General features: G+C 64.2%; 21 protein-coding genes and 1 pseudogene. 14 read left to right on the forward strand and 8 right to left on the reverse strand.

Going from position 1 to position 24,754, the window contains the following annotated elements:
• The first annotated feature begins 3 nt into the window (after positions 1 to 3).
• From ftsA to BSG08_RS00990, 7 genes are all read left to right on the forward strand, one after another.
• A complete protein-coding gene (gene ftsA / locus BSG08_RS00960; RefSeq protein ID WP_093030635.1) occupies positions 4 to 1,338 on the forward strand; it encodes a cell division protein FtsA in 1,335 nt (444 codons plus the stop codon).
• A gap of 174 nt (positions 1,339 to 1,512) precedes the next feature.
• The gene (gene ftsZ, locus BSG08_RS00965; RefSeq protein WP_093031921.1) at positions 1,513 to 3,114 is read left to right on the forward strand and encodes a cell division protein FtsZ; all 1,602 of its coding nucleotides are present in this window, start codon (positions 1,513 to 1,515) and stop codon (positions 3,112 to 3,114) included.
• Between the two features lie 259 nt (positions 3,115 to 3,373).
• Positions 3,374 to 4,294 (forward strand): UDP-3-O-acyl-N-acetylglucosamine deacetylase, encoded by a 921-nt coding sequence (lpxC, locus tag BSG08_RS00970; RefSeq protein WP_093030638.1) that lies wholly within the window; start codon positions 3,374 to 3,376, stop codon positions 4,292 to 4,294.
• Positions 4,295 to 4,409: 115 nt separating this feature from the next.
• Complete coding sequence (locus BSG08_RS00975) at positions 4,410 to 5,258, forward strand: outer membrane protein assembly factor BamD (RefSeq protein WP_093030641.1); 849 nt, start codon at positions 4,410 to 4,412, stop codon at positions 5,256 to 5,258.
• Between the two features lie 39 nt (positions 5,259 to 5,297).
• On the forward strand, positions 5,298 to 6,947 hold the full coding sequence (gene recN / locus BSG08_RS00980) for a DNA repair protein RecN (protein WP_093030644.1): 1,650 nt from the start codon (positions 5,298 to 5,300) through the stop codon (positions 6,945 to 6,947).
• A 309-nt stretch (positions 6,948 to 7,256) separates the two neighbouring features.
• Positions 7,257 to 7,505: a DUF1902 domain-containing protein gene (locus BSG08_RS00985; RefSeq protein WP_093030647.1), complete on the forward strand. Its 249-nt coding sequence runs from the start codon at positions 7,257 to 7,259 to the stop codon at positions 7,503 to 7,505.
• 3 nt (positions 7,506 to 7,508) lie between these two features.
• Positions 7,509 to 7,703: a type II toxin-antitoxin system HicA family toxin gene (locus tag BSG08_RS00990; RefSeq protein WP_093030650.1), complete on the forward strand. Its 195-nt coding sequence runs from the start codon at positions 7,509 to 7,511 to the stop codon at positions 7,701 to 7,703.
• Positions 7,704 to 7,934: 231 nt separating this feature from the next.
• Here BSG08_RS00990 and BSG08_RS00995 read toward each other — a convergent pair whose 3' ends face one another.
• A complete protein-coding gene (locus BSG08_RS00995) occupies positions 7,935 to 9,311 on the reverse strand; it encodes an FAD-binding oxidoreductase (protein ID WP_093030653.1) in 1,377 nt (458 codons plus the stop codon).
• An 87-nt stretch (positions 9,312 to 9,398) separates the two neighbouring features.
• On the opposite strand from BSG08_RS00995, the gene BSG08_RS01000 reads away from it, so the two are divergent.
• Positions 9,399 to 11,087 (forward strand): chloride channel protein, encoded by a 1,689-nt coding sequence (locus BSG08_RS01000; RefSeq protein WP_093030655.1) that lies wholly within the window; start codon positions 9,399 to 9,401, stop codon positions 11,085 to 11,087.
• Between the two features lie 24 nt (positions 11,088 to 11,111).
• On the opposite strand, the gene BSG08_RS01005 is transcribed toward BSG08_RS01000, so the two are convergent.
• From BSG08_RS01005 to cobT, 3 genes are all read right to left on the reverse strand, one after another.
• The gene (locus tag BSG08_RS01005) at positions 11,112 to 11,453 is read right to left on the reverse strand and encodes a DUF427 domain-containing protein (RefSeq protein ID WP_093031923.1); all 342 of its coding nucleotides are present in this window, start codon (positions 11,451 to 11,453) and stop codon (positions 11,112 to 11,114) included.
• Positions 11,454 to 11,514: 61 nt separating this feature from the next.
• Positions 11,515 to 13,317, reverse strand: a complete 1,803-nt coding sequence (locus BSG08_RS01010) for an aminopeptidase P family protein (protein WP_093030658.1) — start codon at positions 13,315 to 13,317, stop codon at positions 11,515 to 11,517.
• Positions 13,318 to 13,424: 107 nt separating this feature from the next.
• Entirely contained in the window at positions 13,425 to 15,308 is a 1,884-nt protein-coding gene (cobT, locus tag BSG08_RS01015) for a cobaltochelatase subunit CobT (protein WP_093030661.1), read from the reverse strand.
• Positions 15,309 to 15,421: 113 nt separating this feature from the next.
• Between cobT and BSG08_RS01020 the strand changes: the two genes are divergently transcribed.
• Complete coding sequence (locus BSG08_RS01020; protein ID WP_093030664.1) at positions 15,422 to 15,655, forward strand: hypothetical protein; 234 nt, start codon at positions 15,422 to 15,424, stop codon at positions 15,653 to 15,655.
• A 14-nt stretch (positions 15,656 to 15,669) separates the two neighbouring features.
• On the opposite strand, the gene cobS is transcribed toward BSG08_RS01020, so the two are convergent.
• Positions 15,670 to 16,656 (reverse strand): cobaltochelatase subunit CobS, encoded by a 987-nt coding sequence (gene cobS, locus BSG08_RS01025; RefSeq protein WP_093030667.1) that lies wholly within the window; start codon positions 16,654 to 16,656, stop codon positions 15,670 to 15,672.
• Positions 16,657 to 16,820: 164 nt separating this feature from the next.
• On the opposite strand from cobS, the gene BSG08_RS01030 reads away from it, so the two are divergent.
• From BSG08_RS01030 to BSG08_RS01040, 3 genes are all read left to right on the forward strand, one after another.
• The gene (locus BSG08_RS01030) at positions 16,821 to 17,363 is read left to right on the forward strand and encodes a sigma-70 family RNA polymerase sigma factor (protein WP_093030670.1); all 543 of its coding nucleotides are present in this window, start codon (positions 16,821 to 16,823) and stop codon (positions 17,361 to 17,363) included.
• A complete protein-coding gene (locus BSG08_RS01035; protein ID WP_093030673.1) occupies positions 17,360 to 18,061 on the forward strand; it encodes an anti-sigma factor in 702 nt (233 codons plus the stop codon). The genes BSG08_RS01030 and BSG08_RS01035 overlap by 4 nt, the downstream gene beginning before the upstream one ends.
• A 104-nt stretch (positions 18,062 to 18,165) precedes the next feature.
• Entirely contained in the window at positions 18,166 to 18,726 is a 561-nt protein-coding gene (locus BSG08_RS01040) for a fasciclin domain-containing protein (RefSeq protein ID WP_093030676.1), read from the forward strand.
• Positions 18,727 to 19,401: 675 nt separating this feature from the next.
• Here BSG08_RS01040 and mmsB read toward each other — a convergent pair.
• Genes mmsB through BSG08_RS01055 form a run of 3 tightly spaced genes read right to left on the reverse strand, consistent with a single transcriptional unit; the run spans position 19,402 to position 22,459 of the window.
• Positions 19,402 to 20,274 carry a 3-hydroxyisobutyrate dehydrogenase gene (mmsB, locus tag BSG08_RS01045; protein ID WP_093030679.1) on the reverse strand — a complete coding sequence of 291 codons (873 nt, stop codon included), beginning with the start codon at positions 20,272 to 20,274 and terminating at the stop codon, positions 19,402 to 19,404.
• 2 nt (positions 20,275 to 20,276) lie between these two features.
• Positions 20,277 to 21,320, reverse strand: coding sequence for an enoyl-CoA hydratase/isomerase family protein (locus BSG08_RS01050; protein ID WP_093030681.1), 1,044 nt, complete (start codon positions 21,318 to 21,320; stop codon positions 20,277 to 20,279).
• Complete coding sequence (locus tag BSG08_RS01055) at positions 21,317 to 22,459, reverse strand: acyl-CoA dehydrogenase family protein (RefSeq protein WP_093030684.1); 1,143 nt, start codon at positions 22,457 to 22,459, stop codon at positions 21,317 to 21,319. Before BSG08_RS01055 ends, BSG08_RS01050 begins: the two co-directional genes overlap by 4 nt.
• 260 nt (positions 22,460 to 22,719) lie before the next feature.
• Here BSG08_RS01055 and BSG08_RS01060 point away from each other — a divergent pair.
• Both BSG08_RS01060 and BSG08_RS01065 read left to right on the forward strand, forming a co-directional pair.
• Positions 22,720 to 22,986, forward strand: a pseudogene (locus BSG08_RS01060) (DNA adenine methylase); the annotation flags it as partial.
• A 648-nt stretch (positions 22,987 to 23,634) separates the two neighbouring features.
• Positions 23,635 to 24,348 (forward strand): reverse transcriptase domain-containing protein, encoded by a 714-nt coding sequence (locus BSG08_RS01065; protein ID WP_093030687.1) that lies wholly within the window; start codon positions 23,635 to 23,637, stop codon positions 24,346 to 24,348.
• The last annotated feature ends 406 nt before the right edge of the window (positions 24,349 to 24,754 follow it).

Raw genomic sequence — 24,754 nt, forward strand, 5'->3', positions numbered from 1 at the left:
GCGATGATCGAACTGTACGAATCCCAGCGGGCGATGCGCAACATGCGGCGGGCGGCGATGCAGCGCGGCGTGGTGGCGGTGCTGGATGTGGGCACCTCGAAGATCGCCTGTCTGGTGCTGCGCTTTGACGGCAGCGCGCGGCTCAACGAGGCCGAGGGGATAGGCCGGATGGCGGGGCAGGCGGGGTTTCGCGTGATCGGGGCCGCCACCACCCGCTCGCGCGGGGTGCGGTTTGGCGAGATCGACGCGATGGCCGAGACCGAGCGCGCCATTCGCACGGCGGTGCAGGCGGCGCAGAAGATGGCCAATATCCGCGTCGATCATGTGATTGCCTGTTTCTCGGGGGCCGAGCCGCGCAGCTATGGGCTGGCCGGTCAGGTCGAACTGGCGGGGCATACGGTCAGCGAGCAGGATGTCAGCCGCGTGCTGAGCGCCTGCGATGTGCCCGATTACGGCGAGGGGCGCGAGGTGCTGCATGCGCAGCCGGTGAATTTCACGCTCGATCACCGGTCAGGTCTGATTGATCCGCGCGGGCAGATGGGGCAGGTTCTGTCCACCGACATGCATATGCTGACGGTGGACGCGGTGGCGATCCAGAACCTCGCCCATTGCGTCAAGCGCTGCGATCTGGAACTGGCGGGGGTTGCCAGCTCTGCCTATGTCAGCGGCATCGCGGCACTGGTCGAGGACGAGCAAGAACTGGGCGCCGCCTGCATCGATCTTGGCGGTGGCACCTCCGGCGTTTCGATCTTTATCAAGAAGCACATGATCTATGCGGATTCCGTTCGCATGGGTGGCGAGCATGTGACCAACGACATCTCGATGGGATTGCAGGTGCCCGCCGCGACCGCCGAGCGGATCAAGACCTTTTACGGCGGTGTGGTGGCCACCGGCATGGACGACCGCGAGATGATCGAGATCGGCGGCGAGACCGGCGATTTCGAGCATGACCGGCGCAAGGTGAGCCGAGCGGAACTGATCGGGATCATGCGCCCGCGCGTCGAGGAAATCCTCGAGGAGGTGCGCGCGCGGCTGGATGCCGCCGGGTTCGATCATCTGCCCAGCCAGCAGATCGTGCTGACCGGCGGCGGCAGCCAGATTCCCGGTCTTGACGGGCTGGCGAGCAAGATCCTGGGACAGCAGGTCCGGCTGGGTCGTCCCTTGCGGGTGCATGGATTGCCGCAGGCCGCGACCGGGGCGGGTTTCGCCAGCGCGGTCGGCATGTGTCTGTTTGCGGCGAATCCGCAGGACGAGTGGTGGGACTTCGAGATTCCTTCGGATCGCTATCCGGCGCGGTCGCTCAGGCGCGCTGTCAAGTGGTTTCGGGATAACTGGTGACCGCAAGATGTGGCGTCATCGGCGAAATCCCGCGAATACTGGTGAAAATCTGGCCATATATAGTGGTCAAACGGTGTTTTTTTGGTGACGATCGGCTTTACCATCGGTAAGATCGGTACAAATCAGGCGGAAAATGGCTCGCGAATGTGGGCGCAACAGCAGGCGGACAGATCGATGACATTGAATCTCTCAATTCCCGGACATGACGACCTCAAGCCTCGGATCACCGTCTTCGGTGTTGGCGGGGCGGGTGGCAATGCCGTCAACAACATGATCGAGAAACGGCTCGACGGTGTGGATTTCGTGGTGGCCAACACCGATGCGCAGGCCTTGGGGCAGAGCCTGGCCGAGAACCGCATCCAGCTGGGCGTCAAGGTCACCGAGGGCCTGGGCGCGGGTGCGCGCGCGGCTGTCGGCGCGGCGGCGGCCGAGGAAAGCATCGAGCAGATCGTCGATCATCTGGCGGGCGCGCATATGTGTTTCATCACCGCGGGCATGGGCGGCGGGACCGGCACCGGGGCAGCGCCGATCATCGCGCAGGCGGCGCGGGAGCTGGGCGTGCTGACCGTGGGGGTCGTGACCAAGCCGTTCCAGTTCGAGGGCGCCAAACGGATGCGTCAGGCCGAGGAAGGCGTCGAGGCGCTGCAGAAGATGGTCGATACGCTGATCATCATTCCCAACCAGAACCTGTTTCGCCTGGCCAATGAAAAGACCACCTTTACCGAGGCGTTCAGCATGGCCGACGATGTGCTCTATCAGGGTGTCAAGGGCGTGACGGACCTGATGGTGCGTCCGGGGCTGATCAACCTGGATTTCGCCGATGTGCGCGCCGTCATGGACGAGATGGGCAAGGCGATGATGGGCACAGGCGAGGACAGTGGCGAGGATCGCGCCATTCAGGCCGCCGAGAAGGCGATTGCCAACCCGCTCCTGGATGAAATCAGCCTGCGCGGCGCCAAGGGCGTGCTGATCAACATCACCGGCGGGCATGACCTGACGCTGTTCGAGCTGGACGAGGCGGCCAACCGCATCCGCGAGGAAGTGGACCCGGACGCCAATATCATCGTCGGCAGCACGCTGGACCCGGCGATGGAAGGCGCGATGCGGGTGAGTGTCGTGGCAACCGGCATCGACGCAAGCGAGGGTGCGGGAGAGATCCCGGTACCGCGCCGGTCGATGGCGCAGCCGTTGCAGCACGCTGCCCCGGTTGCAGAAGAGCGCAAGGCGCCCGCCGCTGTCGCGGCTGCGCAGCCGGAGCCGTCGCTCTTTGAAGAGATGGATACGGTGCGGGATGACGACGCCGACCGGCGGGGATTTGCGTTTGAGGGCGAGGAGGCTGCTGCAGACGACCTGCCGCCACCGGCCTATCAACCCAGGGTCGAAGAGTTCGAGCCCGCCTCGGCCTATGTCGAGGAAGAAGATACGCTTGAAAGCTTTGTCGCGCCGCGTGCGCCCGCGCCGGGCACGCCCTCGCCGGAAACATTGCAGCGCCTGCAGGCCGCCGTAGGCCGGGTGCCTGCGCAGCCGCAGCAACGCCGCCCGGAGTCTGCGGAACGCGCGCAGCCGATGACCGATGATCGCCCGCGCTTTGGCATCAATTCGCTGATCAACCGGATGACCGGCCATGGCGCGGCTGAAGCCGAGCGCCCGGCTGCCCGCCCCGTGCGGCAGCAGCCTCCGGTGCAGGCCGCGCAGTCGAAACAGGCCCCGGCGCATGCGCATGACGACGAGGAACAGATCGAGATTCCGGCGTTCCTCCGCCGTCAGGCGAACTGATCTCTCTGGGACATGGACATGGAAAGGCCGTCCTTGTGGCGGCCTTTGTTTTTGGGAAACAATGGGTTGAGCTCACAAAAACTGTTTCGGCAAAAAACCGCGCATGACATGCGGGCCGATGTTTCAATCGGTTGCAAAGATTGAGTTGAGCATTCCTGCCCCGGCTTTTACATCAGGGCCAGTTAACAATAAGTGTATGTCGGGTCGTTACACCCAGTCTGTGTCACGCGCGTGAACATTCCGAGGGCAGGAAGCAAGTTTGCAGAGAACCATCACATATCCGGTGTGTTTTGACGGCGTTGGCCTGCACTCGGGCGCTGTTGCCCGGCTGACCATCCGCCCGGCAGAGGCCGGGGCGGGGATCGCGTTTTGCCGCGTCGATGTGACGGATCGCGACAATGTCATCCCTGCGCTCTGGGACAGGGTCGAGCAATCGCCGCTCTGCACGCGGCTGGTGAATGCCGCGGGCGTGTCGGTCGGCACCGTCGAGCATGTGATGGCCGCGCTGGTAGGCTGTGGTGTGCATAATGCGATTGTCGAGGTGGACGGGCCCGAAGTGCCGATTCTCGATGGTAGCGCGGTGCCGTTCGTGGAGGGCATCCTGGCCAAGGGCACGCGCGGGCAGGGCAGGCCGGTGCGCGCGCTGCGGGTGCTGCGGCCGATCGAGGTGCGCAAGGGGCAATCCCATGCGCGGCTGACGCCGGACGAGACGCTGCGGATCGAGTTCGCCATCGAATTCGAGGATGCCGCCATCGGGGTGCAGAAAAAAATTCTCAACATGTCCAACGGCAGTTTCGTGCGCGAATTGTCGAATTGCCGGACCTTCTGCCGCAAGGCGGATGTGGATGACATGCGCGCCAATGGTCTTGCGCTTGGCGGGACGCTGGAGAACGCGGTCGTCGTGGATGGTGAAAAGGTGCTGAGCCCCGGCGGACTGCGCCATGCCGATGAGGCGGTGCGCCACAAGATGCTGGATGCGCTGGGCGATCTGGGGCTGGCCGGGTTGCCGATTCTCGGTCACTATCAGGGGGTACGCGCCGGACATGCCCTGACAAATGATCTTTTGCGGGCGCTGTTTGCCGATCCTTCGGCCTATGAAATCATCGAATGCGATCCCGAGACCGCCGCGCGGTTGCCCGGCGCCGGGGTGCATCGGGCGGAAATTCCCAGGGTTGCCTGATCCGGCCACCGGGAAATGTGCCAAAGACGTTTTGCACCGGAAATTTCTGTGCTAGGACCATGGCGATGACGGGGGCGGCGTCCCCGCGTTTACGTAACTTGGGGTGAGATCGCGCATGAGAATCGGCAAGTCCCGGGCCAGGCTGGTCGGCGCTGTTGTCGTGGCATTGGCTGTCGCCGGATGCGGCAACAGGCAAAGCGTCGAGCGTGGCACGGTCAATTATGAGAATTACACCGCGCAGCAGATTTTCGAGCGTGCGGAATACGATCTGGCGCGGCGCAATCCCAAGCTGGCGGCCCAGAGTTTTGCCGAGGTCGAGCGGCTCTATCCCTATTCGGAACTGGCCAAGCGCGCGGTGATCATGCAGGCCTTTGCGCATCATCAGGACAAGTCCTATGAGGAAAGCCGCGCGGCGGCGCAACGCTTTATCGACTTTTATCCCGCTGACGAGGATGCGGCCTATGCGCAGTATCTGCTGGCGCTGAGCTATTACGATCAGATCGACGAGGTCGGACGCGATCAGGGGCTGACGTTTCAGGCGTTGCAGGCGCTGCGCGAGGTGATCGAGCGCTATCCCGACAGTGAGTATGCGAATCCCGCCATTCTCAAGTTCGATCTGGCCTTTGACCATCTGGCGTCGAAGGAGATGGAGATCGGGCGCTATTACCTCAGGCGCGACCATTTCCCGGCGGCGATCAACCGTTTCCGCGTGGTGGTCGAGGATTTCCAGACCACGACCCACACCGCCGAGGCGCTGCACCGTCTGGTCGAGGCCTATCTGTCGCTGGGTCTGACCGATGAGGCGCGCACGGCGGGGGCGATTCTGGGGCACAATTTCCGTGGCACCGACTGGTACGAGGACAGCTACAAGCTGTTGACCGGGCGCGGGCTGACGCTGGAGGCGGCGGGCGACAACTGGCTGCGGCAGGTTTACCGTCAGACTGTTCAGGGTCGCTGGCTATAGGGGATGGTGGGGTGAAACCCCACCCTACGGGTTGGCTTGATGCTGCGCGCGCTTGAAATCCGGGACATGCTGATCATCGACCGGCTGGAGCTGGAATTCCAGCCGGGCCTGAATGTGCTGACCGGCGAGACCGGGGCGGGCAAATCCATTCTTCTGGATTCACTGGGTTTCGTGCTGGGCTGGCGCGGGCGGGCCGATCTGGTGCGGCAGGGGGCCGATCAGGGCGAGGTGGTGGCGGCGTTCGAACTGGCCACGGGGCATCCGGCGCGCGAGGTTTTGCGCGCGGCCGGTCTGCCGGAGGGGGACGAGTTGATCCTGCGGCGGGTCAATACCGTGGACGGGCGCAAGACCGCCTGGGTCAATGACCGGCGCGCCTCTGGCGAGGTGTTGCGGCAGTTGTCGGAGGTGCTGGTCGAGTTGCACGGGCAGCAGGACGATCGCGGACTGCTGGATCCCAAGGGGCACCGCGAGATGCTGGATGCCTATGGCGATCTGGGCGGGATGCGGGATGCGGTGCGTGCGGCCTGGCGCGATCTGGCGGCGCGGCGCAAGGCGCTGGCCGAGGCCGAGGCGGCGCTGGCGGCGGTGCGCGCCGAGGAGGATTTCCTGCGGCACGCGGTGGCGGAGCTGGATGCGCTGGACCCGCAGCCCGGCGAGGAGGCGGAGCTGGACACAAGGCGGCGTCTGATGCAGGCCGCCGAGCGTATCCGCGAGGATATCGCCCGCGCGGCGCAGGCGATCGGAGCGCAGGGGGCCGAAGGGGCGGCGGGTGATGCGCTGCGCTGGCTGGAGGGGGTGGCGGACAAGGCCGAGGGGCAGCTTGACGAGCCGGTTGCGGCGCTTGGCCGGGCGCTGGTCGAACTGGACGAGGCCGGGCGCGGTGTCGATCGCTGTCTGGAAGCGCTGAGTTTCAACCCGCTGGAGCTGGAGATCATCGAGGAGCGGCTGTTTGCGATCCGGGGGCTGGCGCGCAAGCACGGGGTGCTGCCGGATGATCTGGGCGGTTTTGCCGAGGGGCTGCGCGGGCAGATCGCGGCGCTGGAGGCGGGCGATGCGGATCTCCGCGCGCGGCGGCAGGCGCTGGAGGCGGCCGAGAGTGAATATGCCGCGGCAGCCGGGGCGCTGAGCGCCGCGCGGGCGCAGGCGGCAGGGCGGCTTGACAATGCGGTGATGGCGGAACTGGCCCCGCTCAGGATGGAGCGGGCGGTGTTTTCCACCGGCATCCGCCCCGCCGAACCGGGGCCGGGCGGGCATGACGAGGTGAGTTTCACCGTCGCCACCAATCCCGGCGCGCCCGCGGGTCCGCTCAACCGCATTGCCTCGGGCGGGGAGTTGAGCCGGTTCCTGCTGGCGCTCAAGGTCTGTCTGACCGGGACGGATAGCGGTCTGACGATGATCTTTGACGAGATCGACCGCGGTGTCGGCGGGGCTACGGCGGATGCCGTGGGGCGCAGGCTGGCGCAGCTGGCGGCGGGGGGGCAGGTGCTGGTGGTGACGCATTCGCCGCAGGTGGCGGCACGCGGTGCGCATCACTGGCGGGTGGAAAAGCGGATCGAGGCCGAGGCGACGCTCTCGACCGTGCGGCCCATGCGGGGGCCGGACCGGGTGGACGAGATTGCGCGGATGCTGTCGGGCGAGCGGATCACCCCCGAGGCCCGCGCCGCCGCCGAGGCGCTGATGGTGGGGTAGGGGGCGCTGCCCCCGTCGTGCGCTGCGCGGCGGCGCCCCCGAGGCTTGGTCAGGCCGGATGAATCGAACGCACCAGCCCGCGATACCTGCGGCAGTATGCGAACCACGTGGGGTAGTTTGAAGGCCAGGTCGCCGCCTTGGCTATCGCGAACCGTCTGGTGGCGAACGCGATGGGCGCGGCTGTCAGCCGGAACCGGAAAGGGTATTGGCGGCGGGGGGGCGTGAGATATGCTATTGTCACGCGTCCCATTAACGACATATTAGAGAAGTACCAGATATGTCCTGGAACATATCTCCATAGGAGGGCACATGAAAAACGTGTCAATCACCGTGCGAGCAGAATGGGACGAAGAGGCCCAGGTTTGGGTGGCGACCAGCACAGATATAGCTGGTTTAGCTGTCGAAGCTGAAAATTTTGAGGCGCTTAGAAAGAAAATTCTGGGCGCTGTGGGTGATCTTGTCGAGTTGAATGGCTTTGATGGAGACACATCAATGCCGGAGATACCCGTCCATATAACGTCAGATCAACTGGCGCTTATTCCCAATCCATGTCACTGACAATTGGCCGATTTCTATAAGGAACTTGTAAAACTCCTGTTGGAAGCCGGCTGCTATTTTGTGCGCCCTGGAAAAGGTGATCATGCGATCTGGTACAGTCCAATTTCATGCCGCCATTTCACGGTCGATCATGGAAGCAAATCCAGGCACACAGCGAACGAGACCCTGAAACAGGCTGGCCTTCCAAAGTCATTTTAAAGCGTCCCGCCAATCCCATTTCCGCAGCCTGGCCAGACATTGCCTACAGCGCGTGCGGGCAATGGTGTCGTCTATCTCCGGCCTTCTGGCGCTCACTATCGGCAAGGCCCTGTCCACGGATTTGCTCTGCATAAACAACATCATGGTTCACATGCGGAATCCGCGCCGTTACGATGTTGGTGCGCCTGATACATAAGGCCGGGCATTTTGGGGCCGGATGAAAGCGGGGGATCAGTTGCGCGGCGGGACCAGTTTGCCGGGGTTCATGATGTTGTCGGGGTCGAGCGCCTGCTTGATCGCGCCCATGACTGCCCAGCCAGCCCCGTGTTCGCGCTGCATGTAATCGAGTTTGCCCACGCCGATGCCATGTTCGCCCGTCGCCGTGCCGCCAAGCGCCAGGGATCGCGCGACCATTCGGTCGGAGGCGGCCTTGGCGCGTTCGATCTCGGCGGGGTCGGAGTCATCGACCAGCAGGACGGCGTGGAAATTGCCGTCGCCGACATGGCCGAGGATCGGCCCGTCGACGCCCGCCTCTGCCAGATCGGTGCGGGTTTCCTCGATCGCCTGCGCCAGCCTTGAGATCGGCACGCAGATATCCGTGACAATGGCGCGCGCGCCGGGGCGTGCGGCGAGGATGGCGTAATAGGCATTGTGGCGCATGGTCCAGAGCGCGGTGCGGTCCTCTGTCCTGGTGGCCCAGTCAAAGCCGGAGGCGGCGTGATCGGCGGCAATCGCGCCAAAGCTCTCGGCCTGTTCGGTCACGCCGGCGGGGCTGCCGTGAAATTCGAGCAGCAGATGCGGTTTCTCGGGCAGTTTCATCCCGGCATAGGCGTTGACCGCGCGCACGCTGTCCACGTCCATCAGTTCGATCCGGGCCATCGGCACGCCGCATTGGATGGTGTCGATCACGCAGGCCACCGCATCGCCCACCGTCTCGAAGGCGCAGACGGCGGCCGAGATCGCCTCGGGCTGGCCATGGAGGCGCAGGGTAAGTTCGGTGATCAGGCCAAGCGTGCCCTCGGCCCCCACGAACAGTCCGGTGAGGTCGTAGCCCGAGGAGGATTTGCGCGCCTGTGTGCCGGTGCGGATCACCTCGCCCGAGGCGGTGACGACCTCGAGCGCCAGCACGTTGTCGCGCATGGTGCCGTAGCGCACGGCGGTGGTGCCGCTGGCGCGGGTCGAGGTCATGCCGCCGATCGAGGCATTGGCCCCCGGATCGACCGGAAAGAAGAGGCCGGTGGCGCGCAGTTCGTCGTTCAGCGCCTCGCGGGTGACGCCCGGTTGCAGGGTCACGGTCATGTCCTGCTGCGCGACGTTCAGGATACGGTTCATGCGCGAGAAATCGACCACGATGCCGCCCTGAAACGCCTGCGCCTGACCCTCGAGCGAGGTGCCGGTGCCCCAGCCCACCACCGGCACGCGGTGGCGCGCGCAGGTCGCCACGATCTGCGCCACCTCTGCGGTGGTTTCGGGATAGACCACCGCATCGGGCGGCGCGGCGGAAAAATGTGACTCGCTGCGGGCGTGCAGGTCCAGATCGGACTTGGACCGCGTTACCCGTTGGCCTAGAGAGGAAAGGAGTTCGGCGATAGCGTTCTGAGTGTCCATGTGGAAACTTTCATCCGTGAGTGTGGGGTCACCCTAAGCCAAGCGGCCGGAATGCGAAATAGCGGTGCCGCCAGGATTGACAGGTTGATGCAGGCAGACGAACAGTCTTTTTTCGGCCAGATGCGCGCGAGCGCCGCGGAAGGCCTGCGCGAAGGCTGGGCGGTGCTGCGCAAGCGCGGCCCGAGCCAGTTCCAGTTCTGGGTGATCGCGCTGCTGATCGGGATCGCGGCGGGGTTTGCGGCGCTGCTCTTTCGCAAGGGAATCACGTCCTTGCAGGGGGTGCTCTATGGCACCGAGGATGTGGCACAGCTGCATAGTCTGGCCGAAAGCCTGCCGTGGTACTGGATCCTGCTGGTGCCGGTGGCGGGCGGTCTGGTGGTGGGTCTGATCCTGCATCACTTCACGCCCGACGGGCGGGTGCGCGCGGTCGCCGATGTGATCGAGGGGGCGGCGCTCTATGAGGGGCGGGTCGAGCGGCGCGAGGGGCTGGCCTCGGCCGCCGCCTCACTGATCACGCTGGGCTCGGGCGGCTCGTCGGGGCGTGAAGGGCCGGTGGTGCATCTGGCGGGGGTGATTTCAAGCTGGGTCAGTGACAAGATCAATGCCGACGGGGTGACCGGGCGGGATCTGCTGGGCTGCGCGGTGGCGGCGGCGGTCTCGGCCTCGTTCAACGCGCCGATTGCCGGGGCGCTCTTTGCGCTGGAGGTGGTGCTGAGACATTTCGCGGTGCATGCCTTTGCGCCCATCGTGATCGCGAGCGTGGCCGGCACGGTGATCAACCGGCTGGAATTCGGCGATGTGACCGAGTTCAGCCTGCCGGTTGCGAGCGCGCTGGAGTTCTACGTGGAATTGCCGGCCTTTCTGATCCTCGGGCTGATCTGCGGCGTGGTGGCGGCGGCGCTGATGCGGGCGATTTTCCTGGCCGAGGACGTGGCGGGGCACATGCAGGTGCAGTTGCACCTGCCGCGCTGGCTGCGCCCGGTCGGGGCGGGGCTGTTGCTGGGGATCATCGCGATCTGGTTCCCGCATATCATCGGCGTGGGGTACGAGACCACCTCGGCGGCGCTGACCGGGCAGTTGCTCTGGCATGAGGCGGTGGTGTTCGCCGTGCTCAAGGTGGTGGCGGTGGCGATCACCATCGGCGGGCGGATGGGCGGTGGCGTGTTCTCGCCCTCGCTGATGGTCGGTGCGCTGACCGGGCTGGCCTTTGGTTATGTGGCGACGGCGGTGTTTCCGGATGTGTCGGGGGCGGATACGATCTATGCGCTGGCCGGCATGGGAGCGGTCGCGGCGGCGGTGCTGGGGGCGCCCATTTCGACCACGCTCATCGTGTTTGAACTGACCGGCGACTGGCAGACCGGGCTGGCGGTGATGGTGGCGGTGTCGATGTCCACGGCGCTGGGGTCGCGTCTGGTGAAACGCTCGTTCTTTCTGGCGCAGTTGATGCGGCGGGGGATCCGCCTGGTGGCGGGGCCGCAGGATTATCTGCTGGGCATGTTCCGGGTTTCCAAGCTGATGCGCCCGCCCGATCACGAGCGCGCCGCGCGCGAGGAAGAATGCTGGTCGCTGATCGAGCAGGGCGTATATCTCGATTCGAGCGCCACGCTGGAGGCGGCGATGCCGGTTTTCGAGCGCGCGGGCGCGCCGTTCCTGCCGGTGGTGACGCTCTCGGGTGGGGATCAGCCGCCCGAATTGCAGGGCGCGCTGTTTCATGTCGATGCGCTCAAGGCCTATAACCGCGCATTGGCAGCGGTGTCGGAGGAAGAGCACAGCTGAGCGGGCGCGCCGCGGGCGGGTGGTTCAGACCCGCTCTACCGTAACGTTGTCGCTGGCGTAAAAGGCGATGTGGTCCCTGATCCCGGCCACCGCCTGTTTGGGGGCCGCGTAACTCCAGGCTGCATTTTCGAGTGTCTGGCTCTTGGTCACGATGGAATAATATCGCGCATCGCCCTTGTGGGGGCAGTGACTGGATTGCGGGCTCTCATCGAGAAAGGCCATGGCGATATCCTCGCGCGGGAAATAGATCACGAAGGGATAATCGCCCTCGGTCAGTTCCAGCGCGTTGCGGCTCTCGGCCAGAACGGCCCCGCCGGCGCGCACCGTCCATGTGCCCTGGGCCTTGCGTATCGTGATTCTCGCCATCATCCATCCCTCTCGTTTCGTCTTGTGTTCTGATCTGACGCAGTATCCTGACAGGAATATGTCAGAGCGGCTGCGTCACCTTGTCCAACCATAGCCGGGCCGGGCCGGAAAGCAGAGGCCCGATTTTGTCGCGGCAGGTGGCGTGATAGCGGTCGAGCCAGTCGCGCTCGGGCGGGGCAAGCCGCGCCGCGTCGATCAGCCGGCGGTCGATGGGCGCGAAGGTGAGCGTCTCGAAGCAGAGTTTTCCGGTCTCGTCACCGCCGGGCAGGGGGATGGCGTCGCACACCACGATCAGGTTCTCGATGCGGATGCCAAAGGCGCCCTCGCGGTAATAGCCCGGCTCGTTCGACAGGATCATGCCCGGTTCCAGCGGAACCTCGCTGAGGCGTGAGAGCCGCTGCGGGCCTTCGTGCACGCACAGATGTACGCCGACACCGTGGCCGGTGCCATGGGCATAGTCCTGATCGGCGAGCCAGAGGGGATAACGCGCGATGGCATCAAGGTCGCGCCCCGCAAGACCCTTTGGAAAGCGCAGGCGCGAGATCGCGATCATGCCTTGCAGCACGCGGGTAAAGGCGGCGCGTTCATCCGGGCCGGGCGTGCCCACGGGCAGCGTGCGGGTGATGTCGGTGGTGCCGTCGAGATACTGCCCGCCGCTGTCGAGCACCAGAAGATCGCCTTCGGCGAGGGTGCGGTTGCTGGCCTCGCTCACCCGGTAATGCGGCAGTGCGCCGTTGGGGCCAGAGCCTGCGATGGTGTCGAAGCTGATGTCGATCAGCCCGCCGGTGGCGGCGCGGCAGGCTTCGAGTCGTCGCACCACGTCGATTTCCGTCAGCGTGCCGGGTGGCTGATCGTCGAACCACGCCAGGAATTCGCAGATCGCCGCGCCGTCGCGCAGATGGGCGGCGCGGGTGGCGGCAATCTCGGGGTCCGTCTTGCGCGCCTTGGGCAGGATGCAGGGATCCTCGCCCCAGACGCGCGGGATGCCCACCGCATCCAGCCGCTGCACCACCCAGAGCGGCAGGGTCGCCTTGTCCAGCCGCACCGGGCCGTCGAGCGTGTCGAGCGCTGTGCCGAAATCGGCGGGCGGGGCAAGGGTCACGTCATTGCCCAGATGGGCGCGGGCGGTACCATCGAGTTTGGCCGGGTCGGTAAACAGCGCCACGCGCCCGTCATCGTGCAGGATGGCAAAGCCCTGCGCCACCGGGTTTCGCGGGATGTCGCGGCCGCGGATGTTGAGCAGCCAGGCGATGGAATCGGTCAGGGTGATCACCGCCGCCCGCTGGCCCGCCTCGTGCAGGGTTTCGGCGAGGCGGTCGCGCTTTTGCGCATGCGAGGCCCCGGCGAGGCTGTCGGGCCAGGGGCTGATCCGCCCCTGCGGCGGGGCGGGGCGGTCGGGCCAGATCCTGTCGATGAGATTGTCGGCGGGCGTCAGGCGGATCGGGCTGCCGACGAGTGCGCTTTCGAGGCTGTCGATCTGTTCGGGGGTATAGAGCCACGGATCAAAGCCGACCTCTCCACCGGCCGGAAGGTGACGCCTGAGCCAGTCGCCAAGCCGGGTTTCGGGCCAGTCGACGGGGGTGAAGTGATCCGTATCCACCTGCGCCCTGGCCTGCACCCGGTAGCGCCCGTCGACGAAGACCCCCGCCGCATCCGCCAGCACCGCGCAGAACCCGGCCGAGCCGGTAAAGCCGGTGAGCCATGCCAGCCGATTGTCGCAGGGCGCGACATATTCGCCCTGATGCGCGTCGGCGCGCGGCACCAGCCAGCCTGCCATCCCGGCATCGGCCATGGCACGGCGCAGCCGTTCCAGGCGGGGCGGGCCCTGATCGGGGCGGGCGGTCTCGGTGAAGGACTGAAACATGCTGTCTCCTGTGGGGCGGTCGGGATGGGGGCGCTGCCCCCGTCGCCGCAAGCGGCGACTCCCCCGAGGTATTTCGGGCCAGATGAAAGCGCGGCCTGCCCCGCGGGTCAACTGGCGCGGCGGATGCCCATGACGCGGGCGCGGGCGCGCGGGTCGCTGTCGAAGAGCGCAGCAAGCTGTTCGGTCATCGCACCGGCCAGTTGGTCGGCGTCGGTGATGGTCACGGCGCGGTCGTAATAGCGCGTGACGTCATGGCCGATGCCGATGGCCAGCAATTCCACCTGGCGGCGGCGCTCGACCATGGCGATCACGTCGCGCAGGTGTTTTTCGAGGTAATTGGCCGGATTGACGCTGAGCGTGCTGTCATCGACCGGGGCACCGTCGGAGATCACCATGAGGATCTTGCGGGCCTCCTTGCGCATGACCATGCGGCGATGCGCCCATTCCAGCGCCTCGCCGTCGATGTTTTCCTTGAGCAGCCCCTCTTTCATCATCAGTCCCAGATTGTCGCGGGTCCGGCGCATGGGCGCGTCGGCGGATTTGTAGACGATGTGGCGCAGGTCGTTGAGGCGGCCGGGCAGTTGCGGGCGGCCCTCGGCCAGCCATTTCTCGCGGCTCTGCCCGCCTTTCCAGGCGCGGGTGGTGAAGCCGAGGATTTCCACCTTGACCGAGCAGCGTTCCAGCGTGCGGGCCAGAACGTCGGCGCAGATGGCGGCGATGGAGATGGGGCGACCGCGCATGGAGCCGGAATTGTCGAGGAGCAGCGTCACCACCGTATCGCGGAATTCGGTGTCCTTTTCCACCTTGAAGCTGAGTGGCGTGGTGGGGTTGGCGACGACCCGCGCGAGGCGGCCCGCATCCAGAATGCCCTCTTCGCGGTCGAATTCCCAGCTTCGGCTCTGCTGTGCCTGAAGGCGGCGTTGCAGCTTGTTGGCGAGGCGCGAGACCGCGCCCTTGAGGGGTTCGAGCTGCTGGTCGAGATAGGCGCGCAGGCGTTCCAATTCGATCGGGTCGGCGAGTTCCTCGGCGCGGATTTCCTCGTCGAAATCGGCGCTGTAGACGGTGTAATTGGGATCGGCGTCGGAAATCGGCTGGGGCGCGGGCGGCTCGAGCGGGGCCTCGCCTTCGGGCAGTTCGGTCTCATTCTCCATGTCCTCGTCGGACATGTCCTCCATGCTGACCTGGGCCTGGGCCGCGTCCTGCTGTTCGTCCTGGGAGCGTTCGGGATCGGCCTCGGCCTCGGCCTCGTTCTCGTCGCTGTCGTCCTGACCGCTGCTGTCGGGATCGTCCTGTTCCTCGCCCGCCTCTTCGGCGTTGTCCTCCTGTTCGTCGTCCATGCTGTCGGGATCGTCGCCAAGCTGGTCGCCATAGCCCAGATCCTCGATGATCCGGCGGGCGAATTTGGCAAAGGCGGTCTGGTCGGCGAGGGTATCCTGCAGGTTTTCGAGCGTGCCGCCGGCCTGTTCCTCGATGAAGCCGCGCCAGAGGTCCATGACGTTCTGTGCGCCCTTGGGCATGTCGCGCCCGGTGGCGAGGTGGCGGATGAGATAGCCGGCGGCGGCGGGCAGGGGGGCGTCGGCGCTGGAGGTGATCTGTTCATAGCCCAGACGGCTGGCATCCTGCGCGATGCGCGCGTCGATGTTGGTTGCGGTTCCGGGCATGTCGCGCGCGCCCACCGCCTCGCAGCGCGCGGTTTCCATCGCCTCGTAGAGATCGCGCGCCATCTCGCCCGGCGGGGCGTAGCGGGCATGGGTGGCGGCGTCGTGGAATTTGTGGCGCAGCGCCAGCGCATCCGCCGTGCCGCGCGCGAGCAGCACCTCTTCGCGGGTCATCCGGCGGGAGACCTGCGGCAGGCGGATGCTGTCGCCCGAGATGCCGCTGGGGTCCACCGAATAGCTGATCGTCAGGTCGGAATCGTCCGCCATCACCTTGGTGGCGTTGGCGAGCGCCTTCTTGAACGGATCGGCGGGGTTGTCGGTGGGTTTGGTCATGGGCAAGAGCCTGTGGCAATGGGTCGGGCAAGGCAAGCGGTTATCGGTTTCTTAACCTTGGATTTGCAATGATGCGGAGGTGGGCATATCTTGAGGTCAACAGGAGACACCGCATGGCTGGCACCCCGGACAACCACACGATCAAGCTGTTGCAGGAGATGCGGCGCGAGATGCAGGAAGGTTTCGACGCGATTTCCGGGCGTTTTGACGGGGTTGACGCGCGCTTTGACGAGGTGGATGCCAGAATCGACGGCGTGGCCCACATCATGACGCTGATGGCCGGTCATTCCCACGATCTCGATACGCGCGTCGAAATGCTTGAGGCGAGGCTCAAGCCGGAGGTCTAGCTGCCCCCTGACGCTCACCGCACGCTCACATTCGCAGCACTTTCCGGCAGTTCCTCGTCAAAGCAGCGCTGGTAGAATTCGGCGACGGTCTGGCGTTCCAACTCGTCACACTTGTTGAGGAAGGTCAGCCGGAAGGCATAGCCCACGTTGCGGAAGATGGTGGCGTTTTGCGCCCAGGCGATCACGGTGCGGGGGCTCATGACGGTCGAGAGTTCGCCGTTCATGAAGGCGGTGCGCGAGAGGTCCGCAACGGTCACCATGCGGCTGATCGTCTTGCGCCCGTCGGCGGTGTTGTAGAGCGGGTTCTTGGACAGCACGATGGCGGTTTCCGCGTCGTGACTGAGGTAATTCAGCGTCGCCACCAGCGACCAGCGGTCCATCTGGCCCTGGTTGATCTGCTGGGTGCCGTGATAGAGGCCGGTCGTGTCACCCAGACCCACGGTGTTGGCGGTGGCGAACAGGCGGAAATAGGGGTTGGGGGTGATCACCTCGTTCTGGTCCAAGAGCGTCAGCTTGCCGTCCGCCTCGAGCACGCGCTGGATCACGAACATCACATCGGCGCGGCCCGCGTCGTATTCGTCGAACACGATGGCCGTGGGGTTGCGCAGCGCCCAGGGCAGGATGCCCTCGTGAAATTCGGTCACCTGCTTGCCGTCGCGCAGCTTGATCGCGTCCTTGCCGATCAGGTCGATCCGGCTGATGTGGCTGTCGAGGTTGACGCGCACGCAGGGCCAGTTGAGGCGCACCGCTACCTGTTCGATGTGGGTGGATTTGCCGGTGCCGTGATAGCCCTGGATCATCACCCGGCGGTTATGCGAAAAGCCCGCGAGGATGGCCAGCGTCGTGTCGGGGTCGAATTTATAGGTGCTGTCCAGTTCCGGCACGCGTTCTGTGCGGGAGGCAAAGCCCTTGACGATCATGTCGGTGTCTATGCCAAAGGTTTCGCGGACGGAGATTTCCTCGGTCGGTTTCGCGTTGATGTCCATCATTCCGTCAGCCATTGCGCCTTGGTCCTTCCATCGGGTCGTTATCGCGCCTGTCGTGCAACATATCGTGCTCAAGGGCAAGGGGAAGGGCAAGAATGGGCTGGCCTTAAAGCTGCGCGAGACTGGTCATATCGCTGTCTTGTGCTAGGGTATGCGTTAAACAGGATCCCGGCGGCTCTATGACAACGCGCGACGATATTGAAACGCTTATTCTGCGGGTGGGTACGGGGGACCGGGCCGCGTTTCGGGCTCTGTATGCCGCCACCTCGGCGAAACTCTTTGGCGTTGCGCTGCGTGTCTTGGGGGATCGCGCAGAGGCCGAAGAGGTGTTGCAGGAAATCTATGTCAAGATCTGGCACAATGCCGCCAGATACAATGTCAATGGCCTGAGTCCGATGACCTGGCTGATCACCATTGCCCGCAATGCCGCCGTGGACCGGCTGCGCAAGCTGCGCCGGGCCGACAGCCCAGCGGAGTTGCAAGAGCGGATCGCCGATCCGGGTGCGGGGCCTGAGGCCATGGCCATCGCGGCCTCGGAACGGGCGCGGCTGGCGACATGTCTGGCCGAACTGGCGGCGACGCATGCCGAGGCGATCCGGCGGGCCTATCTGGAGGGTGAGACCTATGCCGAGCTTGCGGCGCGTTTCGATGTGCCGCTCAATACGATGCGAACCTGGCTGCGCCGCAGCCTGCTGAAACTGAGGGAGTGTCTGACGCGATGAGCGATCAGGACCAGCCAGACCGGGACGAGGATCGGATCCTCGCGGGGGAATATGCCCTCGGGTTGCTGTCGCCAGAGGCGGCGGCGGCGTTCGAGGCGCGGCTGGTGCGCGAGCCCGAGTTGCGCGACGCCTATGCGGCATGGGCCGAGGATTTCGCCGCGATGACCGGCGATATCGCGCCGCAGCAACCGCCCGCACGGGTCTGGGCCGGGATCGAAGGGCAGCTGTTTGGTGCGGCACGCAGGCGCACGGGGCTGCCGGGTCATGGCTGGCTGTGGGGCGGTGTGTCGGCGGGGGTCGCGGCACTGGTGCTGGTCTTTGGTCTGGGGATATTCAGGCCGCAGGCCCCGGTCGCGCCGGTTGACGCGCCCTATCTGGCGGATCTGGCCGCCGAGGACGGCAGCCTGGTCGTGCAGGCGGTCTATGACGACGCGACCGGGACGCTGTTTGTTGCACGCGAGACCGGGGCGGCGGCGCCGGGCCGGGCGCTGGAACTGTGGCTGATCGCCGGTGAGGCGGCGCCGGTCTCGCTGGGGGTTCTGCCGGAGGAGGCGCGCGGGGTGCTGGACGTACCCGAGGCGCTGCGCGACCGGGTGGACGGTGCGGTTCTGGCGATCTCGGACGAGCCGTCCGGCGGCTCGCCCACCGGCGCGCCGACCGGGGCAGTGCTGGCCGCCGGGCCGGTGCGCGGGATCTGAGGCGGAAAATTCCCGTGAAACTAATTGGGGTGTGGCGGCGTGTCTTCCTGTGACCCGAGGCCGGGAGGGCCACGGGCGCAAAAAATCCTGACAGGAGACATGACATGACACGCAACAGATTTTTCGCCACAACCGCCGCACTGGGCCTGAGCGCGGCGGTCGCCTATGCCGCCAACGAAAACCCGATGGTCGGCGGCGCGCCGATGTTCGCGGACAAGAATATCATCGAGAACGCCGTCAATTCCGCCGATCACGAAACGCTGGTTGCGGCGGTCAAGGCGGCGGGGCTTGTCGAGACGTTGCAGGGCGAGGGGCCGTTTACCGTCTTTGCGCCCACCGACGCGGCCTTTGGCATGCTCAATGAGGGTGCGGTCGAGGCGCTGCTCGAGCCCAAGGCCAAGGCACAGCTGACCCAGATCCTGACCTGCCACGTCGTCGGTGCCGATGCGATGGCTGCGGCGATCAAGGGCATGATCGACGATGACGGCGGCATGCATGTGGTGCCGACCCTGGGTGGCTGCATGCTCAAGGCCACCTACAAGGGTGACAAGATCATGCTGGAGGATGAGCGCGGGCAGGTGATCAATGTCACCATCGCCGATGTGAAACAGTCCAACGGCGTGATCCATGTGGTCGACCGGGTGATCCTGCCCAAGGCGAACTGATCCGCGATCCGGCAGGGCCGATTGCCCCGGCAGGGTGGCGTGATGCGCTGCCCTGTCATCGCCGACAAACCCCGGTCCCCTCATGGAGGGCAGGGGTGTTGGAAGTCTGGCGTTTGAGGGCTGGTTGCTTGTCGGGATCTTTCTGCCCCGATCCTTGGCACCCGCCTGCCATGACGTGTCATGTAAGACATGTCATCGGGGGGAGGTCATAGCCGCCCCGCCATGCCCGACAGGGAAGTGACTCGCCAGAAGTTCACCGCTTGAGTGCTGCCCTTTTCCGCTTGCCCCCCGGACCGTCCAGCGAATCCTGACCGGATATTTTGGTTCGGCCCCTGGCACATGCCTGTCATGACATGTCGTCCAAGACATGTCTTTCATGACAGGTCATAACCGTCCCGCCATGCTTGGTAGGGGGGTACGTTGGGGTCTGCGGTTTTGAGTGCCGTCTGCTCCGTTCCCGGTATCTGCGACGGTCGGCGAATCCTGACCGGACCTTTTGGTTCGGCTCTTGGTACATGACTGCCATGACATGTCATCCGGGAGAGGTCGCAACCCCTTCTGCTGTGCCCGGCGGGGGTGGCGGGCATCAGACGTCTGCCGCCTGAGTCCTGTCTGCTCCTCCCTCGGGGTCCGGAACGTCCAGCGACTCCTGATCTGACCTTTTCCCGTTCTCCGTCAGCCGCGTCCGCGCCTCTCGAACCGGGGCAGCATGGCCGAGAAATCGCGCCCCGCCCCGTCCTCTTGCTCCACGAACCGCGCGTAGAGATCACAGGCCGCGCGGCCCATCGGCGTGTCGGCATCCGCCGCCTCGGCGGCCTGTTGCGAGAGGCGCAGATCCTTGAGCATGAGATCGGCGGCAAAACCGGGTTTGTAATCGTTGTCGGCCGGGGATTTGGGGCCGACGCCCGGCGCCGGGCAATAGGCGTTCATCGACCATGAATAGCCCGAGGAGGTGGAGACCACATCGAACATCGCCTGACGGTCCAGCCCCAGCTTGTCGGCCAGGGCAAAGGCCTCGCAGGTGGCGATCATGGTCACGCCAAGGATCATGTTGTTGCAGATCTTGGCCGCCTGGCCATTGCCGGAGGGACCGCAATGCACCGCCTTTTGGCCCATGATGTCGAACAGCGGTCTGGCGATGTCGAAACCCGCGCTGTCGCCGCCCACCATGAAGGTGAGCGTGCCCGCGGTCGCGCCGCCGACGCCGCCGGACACCGGCGCATCGAGCGCCAGCAGATCCGCCGCCTGCGCCTGTGCGGCCACGTCCCGGGCGCTGGTGACATCGACGGTGGAGCAATCGAGCAGCACCGCCCCCTTGTTCATCACGGGGATCACCTGATCCGCCACCTTGCGCAGGATCGCGCCATTGGGCAGCATGGTGATGACGACCGCGGCACCTTTGGCCGCCTCTGCCGCGCTCGGAGCCATGGTCACGCCCTCGACGGCGACCTCGGCCATGTCAAAGCCGGTCACGTCATGGCCCGCGCGGGCCAGGTTGGTGGCCATCGGCGCGCCCATGTTGCCCAGCCCGATAAATCCGATTTTCATTGTCATGCCTCCTCCAGCGTCAGGGCGTTCTGGCCCAGAGGGCGCAGCATCTGCGAGACGGTGATGTCCGGCAGGTTGTCAAGCCCATGTTTCCATTGTGGGTTTCTGTCCTTGTCGATGATCGCGGCGCGGATCCCTTCGAGAAAGTCGCCGTGTTCCATGGCACGATAGGTGAAACGGTATTCGACGCCAAGGGCGCGGCGGATATCGGCGGCGGGTCCGCGCAGGCGGTGGACCATCTCGATCGCGCAGGCCATCGACAGGGGCGAATTGCGGCGCAGGGTCCTCAGCGTGTCGCGGGCGAAATCGCTGTCCGCGACGCGTAGGGCGTTGACGATGTCGCGCAGGGTCTCGCCGGCGAAAAGCGCGTCGATCCGTGGGGCGAGTTCCCTCAGCACGCCTGTCGGGGGCGTTTCGGTCTGCGCGGCGATGACGCCCGGATCGCCGGTTTCAACAAGGGCGGCGGTCAGCGCGGGCCACTTTGATTGCGGCACGTAAGCATCTGCAAAACCCGCATGAATCGCGTCATCCGGCCCCATGCGCGCGCCGGTGCTGCCCAAGTATTCGCCCAACCGTCCCGGTGCCCGCGCCAGCAGCAGCGAGCCGCCCACATCCGGCACGAGGCCGATGCCGCATTCGGGCATGGCAATTTGCGTGCTTTCGCAGGCGATGCGGTGCGAGCCGTGGCAGGCGATCCCGACGCCGCCCCCCATGACAAAGCCCTGCATCAGTGCGACCCGGGGCTTGGGATATTCGGCGATCTTGGCATTGAGCCGGTATTCGTCGGCCCAGAATCGCTGACCATAGGCGAAATCCCCGGCGCGACCGGTATCGTACAGTTGCTGGATGTCGCCGCCCGCGCAGAATGCCTTGTCACCGGTCGCGTCGATCAGCACGAGGGCCACGGCATCATCGCCGCGCCAGTCGTCGAGAGCGGTTTCGATGGCGGCGCACATGTCGTAGGACAGCGCGTTGAGCGCCTTGGGCCGGTCGAGGGTGATGCGCCCGGCGCGGCCCTCCTTGCGGATATGGATGTCGGTGCTCATGCGTTCGCCAGCATCTGCCGGGCGACGATCAGGCGCATGATCTCGTTGGTGCCCTCAAGTATTTCATGCACCCGCAGGTCGCGCACCAGTTTCTCGATGCCGTAATCCGCCAGATAGCCGTAGCCGCCGTGCAGTTGCAGGCATTGGTTGACCACGCGGCTGCCGGTCTCGGTCACGAATTTCTTGGCCATGGCGCAGAACTTGGTGGCGTCGGGGGCATCGTTGTCCAGTTTCCACGCCGCCTGCCGCAGAAAGGTGCGCGCGGCCTGCAATTCGATCTCCATGTCGGCGAGGCGGAACTGCAGCGCCTGAAACTGGTCGATGGGTTTGCCGAAGGCGCGGCGCTCGGACATGTATTGCAGGGTCATGTTCAATCCCTGCTGCGCCGCGCCCAGCGAACAGGCGGCGATGTTGAGGCGGCCGCCATCCAGACCGTTCATCGCATATGTGAAACCCTTGCCCTCTTCACCGACCAGATCGGCGGCGGAAATGTTGCAATTGTCAAACTGCACCTGTCGCGTCGGCTGGCTGCGCCAGCCCATTTTATCCTCCAGCCCGCCATAGCTGAGGCCAGGCGTGCCGCTCTCGACATAGACGGTCGAGATGCCCCTGGGACCATCCTCGCCGGTGCGGACCATGACCACATAGGCATCCGAATAACCGCCGCCCGAGATGAACGCCTTGGTGCCGTTGAGCGTGTAGCCCTCGTTGGTGCGCTCGGCGCGGGTCTTGAGGGCGGCGGCGTCAGAACCCGATCCCGGTTCCGTCAGGCAATAGGAGAGCACGGTTTCCATCGTCATGGCGCGGGGCAGGACGCGCGCCTTCATCTCTGCGCTGCCGAATTTGTCGATCATCTTGGCGCACATGTTGTGGATCGACAGGAACGCCGCCACCGAGGGGCAGGCCATGCTGAGCGCCTCGAACACCAGCGTGGCGTCGAGCCGGGTCAGGCCCGACCCGCCCGCCGCTTCGCTGACGTAGAGCCCGCCAAAACCGAGCGCCGCGATCTCGGGCCACAGATCCTTTGGGATCGTGCCCGCGCGCTCCCACTCACGGGCATGCGGCGCAATCCTGTCCTGCCCGAAGGCATGGGCCATGTCGAAAATGGCGGTCTGTTCCTCGGTGAGGGCAAAATCCATCGGGCGACTCCTGTTCGTCGAATTGAACGTATGTTTAATTATGGATCATTTCAGAACTATTGCAAAGGCCGGTGTAGGTTTACAAACTTTGTAGCGTGTGTAGCGTGACATTCTATTTTGCAGTGAATTACACTGTATATTGCAGCAACCGATTTTTGAAACTGCGGGTTTTCGCGCGCCCTTAAACACCCCGTTAAACACCCCCCCTCAACTCCCGCCGAAACTCGAGATCAGGAGCTCGCCGCGCTGGCCCCGGCACGCTCTTCTACCTCGACCCGCCCTATTGGGGCAGCGAGAACGACTACGGCAAGGCCATGTTCGCGCGCGCGGACTTCGAGCGGCTGGCGACGCTGATGGCGCGGATCAGGGGCAAGGCGATCCTGTCGATCAACGACGTGCCCCAGATCCGCCAGGTCTTTTCCGGGTTCCACATGGAAGAGGTTTCCACCACCTACACCATCGGCACAAAGAACGACAGCCGGGGCCAGCGCGGCGAGCTCCTGATCTCGAGTTTCGGGGGGAGTTGAGGGGGGGTGTTTAACGGGGTGTTTAACGGTCGTTGAAAAACCGGCCAGCCGTGCAGTCGAAGGGCAGTCAGTTTTGATACCTTGCGGACTTTCGCTGCACGCTGAAGGAAGGTCGGTAGTGCGGACGAAGCTGCCGTTTGTCAGGGCGTGCCGAAGCTCTGCCCTTTCCGAGAGGCTGTAGTCGCGAAACGCCTATAATCCGTTCTGAAAAATCCGGTTCACCTCGCGTCCCGTGATGGCACGCAGAGCTTGAAGATGCGGTCACACTATCCTAGGTTAATCTTGATCTCGGCTTAAGGGGTCTCCTCGGTTGCTCTGTGTGCCATACATTGTGTTACACATCGACATACATCGGGATAATCTTGGCGTGATGCTGGGGATCCCTGAAATTGGTTAAGGCTGGGCGCAATGGTGTTCGCTGGGTTGCCGGGAGTGAGGAGACGATCATGAAGAAAACTACGCTTTATGTCCGCCTGGTCCGCGAAATTGCGTTGACTGCTCTCGTGCTCATTAAGTTGGGCCAGACAGTCTACGCTCTCGTGGGCCTAGCACTTAACTACCGGCTTTTCCGTAGTGAAAAACTACATCCATAAAATCCCACTCGGGGATAATAAGTTTGCGTATCATCAGGCTCCAGCATTTCGGAATATGGGGCTTGATCTTACGAGGCGCATATACTCTCTCTGGACCCCGCCTAGGATTTTTTTCCATCACCGGAACGGCGGTCACGTCTCAGCAATCGCGCGCCATCTCGATAATTCCTATTTATCTCATTTGGACATAAACCGGTTTTTCTACCGCATCCGGAAAAACAGAATTATCAAGTCTTTGAAGAGGATTGGTTTTTCGTTTGATGATGCGAACGAGGCTGCGGCGCATTCAGTCGTCAAGACTGAAGACGGGTTTTCCCTGCCATATGGTTTTACACAATCGCCCGTGCTGGCGTCCCTGTGTCTCGACTGGTCGCCGTGCGGAGCGTTCTTGAGAAAGATCCCGAAAGAGTTCCGTGTCAGCGTCTACGTCGATGACATAATACTCTCACATGCGAACGACAGGGACGCTCTATTGGCTCTATCGAACGAGCTTGTCGAATGCTTTCGATCTTGTGGCTTTCCAGTGTCGGAGGACAAGATGACCTTGGCAGAGACTGAAATCGTCTCGTTCAATATACGTCTCTCGAGAGGCAAGCTGGTCATCACTCCGGACAGAATTCAGGAATTCTACAATCAAATCGCGCTAAATTTCGAAAACGATTACGTTCTCGATGGAATCGAGGGATATGTGAGAACTGTGAATTCCGCTCAGGCAGACGATGTCGGAGCAGCGATTGGTCGAGCCCGCGCTCGCCGAACGGTCGGATGAAGCGTCCATTTCGTTCCTATAGGATCCGGTCGATGCCTTTGGGGCGTCATCGAAGGTGGTCTAAACCTATCAGAACGCCTTCCGAAAAATTGAAGCTCCAAGACCGGACATTCGCTCTTAATGCAGCATCAGACATTTTGGGCTTAATCCAGCCGTTTTCTGCGCCAGGCTCGAACGGCAGCATTTTCACGCTCATGCAATCTGGTTCAGCGACGTAATGGAGAGGTCAGTTTCGACTGCCCCCTGACCCGCAGTTTCAAAAATCGGTTGCTGCAATATACAGTGTAATTCACTGCAAAATAGAATGTCACGCTACAACAACTGTTGGATGACATTCATTATTGCAGTGATTTCGGAAGACCCAAAATGAGCCGGGAAGACGCCGAATGAGGCAATGAAATAAGGA

The organism is Roseovarius azorensis, assembly GCF_900109455.1.
Classification (GTDB): domain Bacteria; phylum Pseudomonadota; class Alphaproteobacteria; order Rhodobacterales; family Rhodobacteraceae; genus Roseovarius; species Roseovarius azorensis.

Bases quoted from the DNA above. Each gene is read 5' to 3' on its own strand.
- BSG08_RS00995 (WP_093030653.1), bottom strand. From the start codon at position 9,311: ATGGACACTCAGAACGCTATCGCCGAACTCCTTTCCTCTCTAGGCCAA.
- BSG08_RS00985 (WP_093030647.1), top strand. From the start codon at position 7,257: ATGAAAAACGTGTCAATCACCGTGCGAGCAGAATGGGACGAAGAGGCC.
- recN (WP_093030644.1), top strand. From the start codon at position 5,298: ATGCTGCGCGCGCTTGAAATCCGGGACATGCTGATCATCGACCGGCTG.
- ftsZ (WP_093031921.1), top strand. From the start codon at position 1,513: ATGACATTGAATCTCTCAATTCCCGGACATGACGACCTCAAGCCTCGG.
- BSG08_RS01065 (WP_093030687.1), top strand. From the start codon at position 23,635: ATGGGGCTTGATCTTACGAGGCGCATATACTCTCTCTGGACCCCGCCT.
- BSG08_RS01055 (WP_093030684.1), bottom strand. From the start codon at position 22,459: ATGGATTTTGCCCTCACCGAGGAACAGACCGCCATTTTCGACATGGCC.
- BSG08_RS01030 (WP_093030670.1), top strand. From the start codon at position 16,821: ATGACAACGCGCGACGATATTGAAACGCTTATTCTGCGGGTGGGTACG.
- ftsA (WP_093030635.1), top strand. From the start codon at position 4: ATGATCGAACTGTACGAATCCCAGCGGGCGATGCGCAACATGCGGCGG.
- BSG08_RS00975 (WP_093030641.1), top strand. From the start codon at position 4,410: ATGAGAATCGGCAAGTCCCGGGCCAGGCTGGTCGGCGCTGTTGTCGTG.
- BSG08_RS01035 (WP_093030673.1), top strand. From the start codon at position 17,360: ATGAGCGATCAGGACCAGCCAGACCGGGACGAGGATCGGATCCTCGCG.
- BSG08_RS01050 (WP_093030681.1), bottom strand. From the start codon at position 21,320: ATGAGCACCGACATCCATATCCGCAAGGAGGGCCGCGCCGGGCGCATC.
- cobS (WP_093030667.1), bottom strand. From the start codon at position 16,656: ATGGCTGACGGAATGATGGACATCAACGCGAAACCGACCGAGGAAATC.
- cobT (WP_093030661.1), bottom strand. From the start codon at position 15,308: ATGACCAAACCCACCGACAACCCCGCCGATCCGTTCAAGAAGGCGCTC.
- BSG08_RS01005 (WP_093031923.1), bottom strand. From the start codon at position 11,453: ATGGCGAGAATCACGATACGCAAGGCCCAGGGCACATGGACGGTGCGC.
- BSG08_RS01010 (WP_093030658.1), bottom strand. From the start codon at position 13,317: ATGTTTCAGTCCTTCACCGAGACCGCCCGCCCCGATCAGGGCCCGCCC.
- BSG08_RS01020 (WP_093030664.1), top strand. From the start codon at position 15,422: ATGGCTGGCACCCCGGACAACCACACGATCAAGCTGTTGCAGGAGATG.
- BSG08_RS01000 (WP_093030655.1), top strand. From the start codon at position 9,399: ATGCAGGCAGACGAACAGTCTTTTTTCGGCCAGATGCGCGCGAGCGCC.
- mmsB (WP_093030679.1), bottom strand. From the start codon at position 20,274: ATGAAAATCGGATTTATCGGGCTGGGCAACATGGGCGCGCCGATGGCC.
- BSG08_RS01040 (WP_093030676.1), top strand. From the start codon at position 18,166: ATGACACGCAACAGATTTTTCGCCACAACCGCCGCACTGGGCCTGAGC.